Raw genomic sequence first — 7,887 nt, 5'->3', positions numbered from 1 at the left:
CCCCGGCCATCCCGGAAACCCCCCAGCCCCCGGCCCCTCCCACCGTGGACAAGGCGAAGGTCGCGATATCCGTACAGAACGGCATCGGCACCTCGGCCCCGAACCGAGCCGGAGCGGTCGCCGAAGAACTCGTGAAGCAGGGCTACACCCAGGCCGTCAAGAGCACCGTCGTGCCCAAGCAGACGAGCACCACCACTCTGATCCATCCCGCGAGCGGCCAGGAAGTGGCGAAGGCGGTCGCCGCCTCGCTCGGTCTCCCGGACAAGGCGCTCCAGGAATCGAAGCAGGCCACCCGTCTGACCCTGGTGATCGGCACGGACTGGAAGAGCGGCACCACGTTCGGCACGGCCGGCAACGACGGCAAGACCGCTACGTCCCCGCCGCCCAGTTCACCACCGGCCGGCGAGCTGCCCAAGACGGCAGACGCGCTGAACGCCTCAGAGGACGGCGCGTGTATGGAAGTCAACCAGGAAAAGGACTCGCGCGGCGTTCCCCTCTACACCTGGTGACCCGCTACAACCGATCGACGTGACGCAAGCCCACGGGCAACTCGCACCGGTCCGCTGCCCGCCTCCGGGCCTCTACCGGAACCGACGACCTCGGCGCGTCCCGGGCTGCGACCGGTCATCGGCGACCGGCGGGACATCCGCACGAACCGTCGGTCGTTTGCGCAACCCCTCGGTCGTTTGCGCAACCCGTCGGTCGCCCACGCGACCCGCCAGACGGGGGATATCCGATGTTTTGGTATGACGAATGGTGCGTCTCGGGTACTACGAGCGGGTCCGTCCCGATCTATCTGAGGAGCCTTCGTGGAACGCCGGGCATTGATCTGCGAGTTCTTGGGAACTCTGCTGCTCGTTTTCTTCGCGGTGGGAGCCGCGGTCCTGGGGGCGCCCTACCTGGGTGCTACCGGCATCGCACTTGCCTTCGGATTCGTGCTTCTCGCTCTGGCGTACAGTCTCGGCGCTCTCTCGGGCTGTCACATCAATCCCGCGGTGACGATGGGCTTCCTGGCCGCTCGGCGGATCGGGGTGCGGACCGCGGTCGGCTACTGGGTCGCGCAGTTCGTCGGTGGTATCGCCGGGGCGGCGCTGTTGTACCTGCTCGCGAAGCAGGTGCCCGGGCTCAAGACGCACGAGAAGTTCGGCAGCAATGGTTGGGGTGATCGTTCGACGGTGGGCATCAACCTCGGCGGCGCGTTTCTGGCCGAGGTGGTGCTCACGTTCCTGCTGGTGTTCGTCGTACTCGCGGTCACCCACCGGCTCGCCGTCACCGGGTTCGACGGCCTGCCGATCGGTCTCGCGCTCGCGGTGATCCACCTGGTCGGCATTCCCCTCACCGGTACGTCGGTGAACCCGGCACGCAGCCTGGGGCCGGCGCTGTTCGCGGGCGGCGACGCGTTGAGTCAGTTGTGGCTGTTCATCGTGGCACCGCTCGTCGGCGGCCTGATCGCCGCCGGGGTGCACTTGGTGACGCACCCTCAGGTGAAGGTCCTGGTCGAAGCCACGGACTGACGACCCCCCGAGCGGCAGCGTGGAGGCCGGCGGACGGGGTGGGATGCGTGGTTAGGTCGGCGGGCGGCGCCCGTGGCGGGCGGGTGGGCGCGGCCATGACAAATGTATGGGCCGAATCGCGATCCGCGTCACTGTCGTCGCGTTCACGGGCAGGCCAGAATTTCTGATGTGCAAGCAGGGAACGGGAACGACGGCTTCGGGGGACGGCGATGAACGGCAGTGTCGAGGCATGTGACGGTAAGCGGGCCGAGGGTGCGGCGGCGAGTGTCGGCGACGAGGTCGCGCTGCGGGACATTCGGCCACTGCCGGTCTGGTTCTTCGCGTCGGAGGGCATCGCCGCCGGGGCCTGGGACTTTCTCAAGGCCGACTCGAACTCGTGGATGGTGCTCGGCGCGCTCGCCGTCGTCAACATCGTCATCGGCGTGACGGTCTTCGCCAAGCGGCGCAAGCTGCTCAAGGCGATGCTGAAGAACAGCCACACCCGTGCCATCTTCCTCGGGTTGGTGGCGTTGCGCCTGGGCCTCCACCTGATCCTGGGGCTGCTCGGAACACCCGTCACCACCGTCGCCGGGCATTGGGCGATGGCCGCGCTGATGAGCGCGACGACCGTCGGTCTCCTGTGGTTCGACCAGCGGACCTGCTTTCGCGCCTTGGGGATCGCGCCGGCCCATCCCTGATCCGGCCGAAGGGTGCGCGCGTGACTCTGGCATCCGGTGCGGTCGCGGACTACGGTCGCCGCGGTACGGATCGCCGCAGTGCGAATCACCGGGCCGCAGGGTCACCGAGGAGAGGGGTTCCGGATGGATGCCGAGGCGCTTGTCGACCGATTCGTGGCAGCCTGGTCGCGGCTCGATGCCGACGAACTGGCCGGGTATTTCGCCGAGGACGCGGTGTATCACAACATCCCGATCATGCCGGTCAGCGGGCGGGCGGCGATCCGTGACTTCATCGCGGCCTTCGTCGAGCCGTACTCGGGCGCGCACTTCACGGTGCATCGGCAGGCGGCGAACGGCAACGTCGTGCTCAACGAGCGCACCGACACGTTCACGTTCGCCGACGGCGGCACGCTCGACATCCTGGTCACCGGGGTCTTCGAGATCGAGAACGGCGAAATCCGGGCTTGGCGCGACTACTTCGACCTCACCGCAGTCACCGACGCGCTCGCCGAGCACGCGGCGCCGGCCACGCCGGGCAACGCGTAGCAAGCGACCGGCTCCGGGCCGAAACGCCGAGCGGGTACGACCGCGACCGTCTACCGCTGCGGGGCAGCGGCAGTACAGCAGCAACGGCAGCAACAGCGGGCAGCAACGAGCAATCGGCTTTCGTACAAAGCCGGTCGGCCCCAACGGATCCACGCCACCCGGGCCCCGGTGCGCGAAAGACCGGGGCCCGCCGACGGTCGATCAGGCGCGGGCCACGTCCTGGTCGCCCGGCACGGTGTCGACGATCGTCTGCTTGACCACCGCGCTGAGGCCGGTGACGGTGCCGACCGCAAGGCCGTTGACAGCCCGAGTCAGGACGGTACGTTCGCCCAGGAACGCGTAGGTGTCGCGGTCGAAGATCCACTCCGTACGGTCCCCGCCGGCGTCATCGGCGCGGGCCAGGGCGATGCCGGTACGCCCGAGGGCGTCGGTGGACTCGGGCACCACCACCACGCCGGGAATCCGGGCCGCCGTGCGGTACACCGCGCCGGCCAGGCCCGGTGGCAGAACCTGCTCGCGGATCATGTCGCCGATCGTCGTGAACGCCTGGGCGTCGACGCCGCTGCCCTGTCCCTCGGTCTCGGCGTGGATCCGGGCGAGCAGTGCGTCGGGGTCGCGCGGCAGGGCGGCCAGGAAGTCGTAAGTCGGGTCGCCCACATAGGGGTTGGGGTTGTCGCCGCGCCAGATCTCGGGGCCGGGGCCACCGGCGACCAGAAGTTGGCGGCCGTCCGGAGTGGCCCACACACGACGGGTGTGCCGCTCCCCGACGTACGCCGTTTCGTTGCCGACGAAGACCGCGTTGGCAGTGGTGCTCTCGACGTACAGGTATTGGTCCGGCCGGGGCGTCCGCGAGGAGGTGTCCGCGGCCAGGGAGATCCGGTCGACGACTGCGGCCAGGTTCTTCGTGCTGCCGGGCAGGACCTTGACCACCGTGAGCGGCGGCTTGCCCTCGGGGGCGACCCGAAAGTCGCGGCCGCCGCCGTCGGACGGGTACAGCGCGATCGTCGCGGCCACTGCGAGCGCGGTGACCGGCGCGGCGACCCAGGCCAGGCGGCGGTGGATCGTGCGGCGCGACGTGCGACGCGAGCGAGGGGCGGGGTGGGTGGCCGGCGCGTCCAACGGGTCGGCCACGGCGTCGATTTCGCTCATCAGATGTCCCTCGAGCAGTCGGAGGCTGCCCGCGGACAGGACGGGATCGCCGGATGCCTCGAAGAGATCGGCGTCCCTGTCGTCGGGGTTCCGGTCCTCGGGGTTCCCGTCGTCGGGGGTCCGGTCGTCCGGGGCGCGGTCGTCGGCGGGCCGTTCGGGGAGCCGTGGCGCGTCGCGGTTCATCGGTTTTCCTTCCTCGCGGGGCCGGCCGCGGCGGTGCGGCTGCCCCGTTGTTGTCCCGAGCGGGGCGACCGTTGCGGCTTTTCCGATTCCGGCGACGACAGGGCAGACAATTCGGCGGCGGCGAGCTTGCGCATGCGTACCCGGGCCCGGGAGAGGCGGGCCCGTACGGTACCTTCCGCCACGTCCAGGGCCCGGGCCGCCTCGGCGGAGGTCAGTCCCGACCACACGCACAGCGTGAACACCTCACGGTCGATCCGCCGTAACTTGCCCAGGGCAGTCTTGGCAGCGGCCAGGCGCCGCGCGTCGGCCATTCGGCCGACGAGTTCGTCGGCGAAATCGGGGACGTTTTCCCGGGGCGGGAGTCTGGCCATCGCCTCGCGGTGTCTGCGGGCGGCCCGCCCCCGGTTGCGCAGCACGTTGATCGCGATGCCCATCAACCACGGCCTGGGGCTCGAACCCTCGTCGCGCAATCGCTCGCGCAGTCGCCAGGCTTCCAGGAACGCCAACGACACGACGTCCTCCGCTGCTGCCCAGTCCCCGGTGACTCGGAAGGCGTGCGCGTACACGGTCGGCGCGTGCTGGGTGAACAACTCCCGGAAGGCGGCCGGGTCACCGGCTCGCACGCTCGCGTACATCGAATAGTCCACGACTGTGCTTGTTCTCCCGAGCCACCCCGTTGCCGTGATCCGGGTCACATGCCCGACGTGAGTCACGGGTCGGGATCTCCCAACCGTGCGCCGGAAACCGTGCGCATGAGACCCCGCGCGTGAGAACCCGCGCATGAGACCCCGCGCATGAGCACGGAAGTCGACGAATCCAACCGCCACCCCGTCACCGTTCGGCGCCCACCGCCCGGATCGCCGGATCGCGCATCGTCACCAGGGCCGGGATCACCGTCGCGGCGAGCGCGAGCCCGGCCGCGACGACGGTGACCACGCCGACCTCGGCCCACGGCAGCACCACACCCGTCGGCCCCGCGTAGCGATACGCCGCGATCCACGTCCCCCCGAGCTGAACGGCGGTCACCCCGGCCGCGAGCACGAAACCGACCGCGATCGGGATCAGCGTCTCGCCCGCCAGGTACCGCGTCACCTGCCCGTTGGTGGCACCCGCGAGCCGCAGCGCGGCGATATAGCGACGGCGGTCGAAGGTGACCGTCGCGGTCGTGTTGACGATCGCGACGCTCGTGTACAGGACCGCGAGGCCCACGATCACCGCGACGCCGGCACGGCTGTGCCGCCCGCCGCCGCCCGCCGGCGCCCGGCCCCATTCGTCCGCGCGCAGCACGTCCGCGCCCAACTCTCGGGTACGGGCGCGCAGGTGGGCCTCGGCCACGGTGTGGTCCGTGCCCTGGCGCAGCTTGACGTAGATCGCGTCGGGAAGGGTGCCCCGCCCGAATCGGGAGCTCACGAACGAGCCCGGGTCACCGTGCACGACGGCTGCGATCCGCAGCGTCACGGGCGTACCGTCACCGGCCCACACCCGCACCCGCTGCCCGACCGTCTGCTGCGACCAGTCCTCGTCGACCACGATCGTGTCGTCGGCGAGATCCGCGAGCGAGCCGGCGAGGACCCGCACTCCTGTGATCGGGGACCAGGTCGCCGGATCCACAGCGTGTGCCGGGCGCGGGATCAGCGCCACGCCGCCCTCCACCGTGTACATCGTGGTCGGCACGGTCGCCGCCGCGTCGACACCCGGTGTCGTGCGCACCTGCTCGACGACGGCCCGGTTGAGCCCGCCCGGGCTTTGCGGGGCGATCACGAAGTCGGCGTCGACAGTGTTGCGCACGGCGGACACCTTGGCCGCACGAGCCGTATCCGCGACGCCGATCAGCGCGCCGGCCAGGCCGATGGTGACCAGGATCGGTGCGGCGATGGAGGCCGTCCGGCGCGGCAGGGCCAGCGAGTTGGCGCGAGCCAGCCGACCACCGGGACGGGTCGGCCGCAGTATCCCGGTCAGTGCCCGGGCGAGCGGGGCGACGATCGTCGGCGCGAGCACCGCGACACCGGTGATCAGCAGCATCGTCACGGGGATGTACTGCTTGCGGTTGAGCGCGCTCGCCGGTTCGGTGATCGCGCCCTGGCCCAGCATGACGAGCGCACCGCCGATCAGACCCACGCCGATCAGCAGCCGCAGCCGGGTCGTCGGGCGGACCTCGACCGCGGCCGTACGCAGCGCCTCGATCGGGCGCACCCGGCCTGCCCGGTGCGCCGCGGTCCACGCGCCGAGCAGGGCGACGGTGACCCCGGTGGCGAAGGCGACCACGACCGGCACGGTCGACCAGCCCACCGTGTAGCCGGCCGGCGCGAGGTGTTCGCGCACCAGCGCGCGGCCCAGCGCCGGGGCGGCGGGCAGACTCAGCGCGCATCCCGCGCCGGCCGCGAGCGTACCCACGAGCGCGATCTCGCGCAGGACCACCCGCCGCACGCCGCGCGGGGTCGCGCCGACCATGCGCAGCAGCGCGAACTCCCCGTGCCGCCGCGCGACGCCCAGCGCACACGTGGACGCGACGACGAAGATCGCCACGAAGCCGGCCACACCGGCCGAGACGCCGAGCAGGATCGCGGTGTTGTCGAGGTCCTCCTGTTCGCGCGCGGTGGTCGGTTCGGCCTCGCGGCGGGCGCCGCCGGTGCGGATGTCGGCCCGCTCGTGCACGGCCCCGGTGATCGCGTCGAGCGGCCCGTACGCCACGAGCGCGTCGACGCGCGGCGAGATGCGGGCGGCCTCGGCGTCGGTGAAGAACACCGCCGACTCGAAGTCGACCGGGCGGGCCCGGCCCACCACGGTGTACATCCGCGGGCCGTCGGCCGTGAGCACCCGGACCGGTTCGCCGACCGCGCCCGGACCGGCGGTCGCCACGATCTCGTCGTCGCGCTCGGGCGCCCGGCCCGAGGCGAGTTCGTACGGGGTGAACGCGGCGGCCGACCACCCGTGCCCGACCTGGTCCGAGGGCCCGCCCGCGACCGTGGCGGGGAAGGTACGGTCCACCACCGTCGGCCCGGTCGCGGTGACGTCGGCGATCAACTCCGCCGGCAGACCCTTGCGTTCGGCGAGCGGCGCGCTGTCGTGTCCGCTGCTCGCGGGCACCTTCAGCTTCTCGTCCAGGTGCACGACAACGGGCGCCGCGCCATAGCGGCGCGGGGCCGGGGCCGCGGTGTCGAGCGCCGCGGCGAGTCCGAGCCCGAGCGCGGAGACCAGACACACGCCGAGGGTCAGCGCGATGAACGTGCCTGTGAACAAAGGCCATCGCAGCCGCAGCGTGCGCACCGGTATTCCGTACATGGCTCAACCCAACCGCTCGCGGGCCCCGAGCACCCTGCGGCCCACCTCCCTCTCGCACCGGGGGCAGACCCCCCGGTCGGCCGCACGCGACTCGGGGCGGATACGAGCCCGCCGCCTGCTTCGCCCAGGCGAGGTCGAACCCGGCCGCCGCACGTGGCGGATCGAGCAACCAACGCCACCGCCGCGAGAAGGCGAGGGAGCCCGAGGGAAGCCGAGGGAACCCGAGGAAACCCGAAGGAACCCGAAGGAACCCGAGGAAACCAGAGGAACCAGAGGAACCAGAGGGAACCCGTCCGGGTAACGATCCGTCACATCGTCATGACCGAGTCGAACTCACCACGCCGCCACAGGATCGCGCCCTTCGCAGCCGTCGCAGTGGTCGTCGCGCTGTGCGTCGGAGTCGCGCTCGTCATGTGGTTCCGCAACGACGACAACGACCACACAGCCGGACCCGGGGCCGGCGCCGAAACCGGCGCAAGTGCCCCCACCACCCACAGCGTCAGCCCCCCGCCCGGCACCACCACCGCGCCCGCCACCACACCCACCACTCCTCCCCC

At 71.3% G+C, this 7,887-nt stretch carries 7 protein-coding genes and 1 pseudogene; 5 read left to right on the top strand and 3 right to left on the bottom strand.

Features of this window, described 5'->3' with window-relative positions:
* From GT354_RS32415 to GT354_RS32400, 4 genes are all read left to right on the top strand, one after another.
* Positions 1-509, top strand: a 509-nt coding sequence (locus GT354_RS32415; protein WP_202512560.1) for a LytR C-terminal domain-containing protein, incomplete at its 5' end; no start/stop codon positions are given.
* Positions 510-809: 300 nt separating this feature from the next.
* The gene (locus tag GT354_RS32410; protein WP_161359945.1) at positions 810-1,514 is read left to right on the top strand and encodes an MIP family channel protein; all 705 of its coding nucleotides are present in this window, start codon (positions 810-812) and stop codon (positions 1,512-1,514) included.
* Positions 1,515-1,723: 209 nt separating this feature from the next.
* On the top strand, positions 1,724-2,191 hold the full coding sequence (locus GT354_RS32405) for a hypothetical protein (protein WP_202512559.1): 468 nt from the start codon (positions 1,724-1,726) through the stop codon (positions 2,189-2,191).
* 123 nt (positions 2,192-2,314) lie between these two features.
* Complete coding sequence (locus tag GT354_RS32400; protein ID WP_161359944.1) at positions 2,315-2,716, top strand: SgcJ/EcaC family oxidoreductase; 402 nt, start codon at positions 2,315-2,317, stop codon at positions 2,714-2,716.
* A 201-nt stretch (positions 2,717-2,917) separates the two neighbouring features.
* Here GT354_RS32400 and GT354_RS32395 read toward each other — a convergent pair whose 3' ends face one another.
* The 3 genes from GT354_RS32395 to GT354_RS32385 form a co-directional block, all read right to left on the bottom strand.
* Positions 2,918-4,048 carry a CU044_5270 family protein gene (locus tag GT354_RS32395; protein WP_161359943.1) on the bottom strand — a complete coding sequence of 377 codons (1,131 nt, stop codon included), beginning with the start codon at positions 4,046-4,048 and terminating at the stop codon, positions 2,918-2,920.
* Entirely contained in the window at positions 4,045-4,695 is a 651-nt protein-coding gene (locus GT354_RS32390) for an RNA polymerase sigma factor (RefSeq protein WP_346012278.1), read from the bottom strand. The genes GT354_RS32395 and GT354_RS32390 overlap by 4 nt, the downstream gene beginning before the upstream one ends.
* Before the next feature lie 184 nt (positions 4,696-4,879).
* Positions 4,880-7,330: an ABC transporter permease gene (locus tag GT354_RS32385; RefSeq protein ID WP_161359942.1), complete on the bottom strand. Its 2,451-nt coding sequence runs from the start codon at positions 7,328-7,330 to the stop codon at positions 4,880-4,882.
* A 318-nt stretch (positions 7,331-7,648) separates the two neighbouring features.
* Here GT354_RS32385 and GT354_RS54810 point away from each other — a divergent pair.
* A pseudogene (locus GT354_RS54810) lies at positions 7,649-7,887 on the top strand (hypothetical protein); the annotation flags it as partial.

Source organism: Streptomyces sp. SID3343, from assembly GCF_009865215.1.
GTDB lineage: Bacteria > Actinomycetota > Actinomycetes > Streptomycetales > Streptomycetaceae > Embleya.
The sequence above is the reverse complement of the archived record's forward strand: the minus strand, read 5'-3'. Positions and strand labels throughout refer to the sequence as shown.

What these genes read in the sequence shown, in the direction of transcription:
- GT354_RS32400 (WP_161359944.1), top strand. Translation starts at nt 2,315, where the DNA reads ATGGATGCCGAGGCGCTTGTCGACCGATTCGTGGCAGCCTGGTCGCGG.
- GT354_RS32395 (WP_161359943.1), bottom strand. Translation starts at nt 4,048, where the DNA reads ATGAACCGCGACGCGCCACGGCTCCCCGAACGGCCCGCCGACGACCGC.
- GT354_RS32405 (WP_202512559.1), top strand. Translation starts at nt 1,724, where the DNA reads ATGAACGGCAGTGTCGAGGCATGTGACGGTAAGCGGGCCGAGGGTGCG.
- GT354_RS32385 (WP_161359942.1), bottom strand. Translation starts at nt 7,330, where the DNA reads ATGTACGGAATACCGGTGCGCACGCTGCGGCTGCGATGGCCTTTGTTC.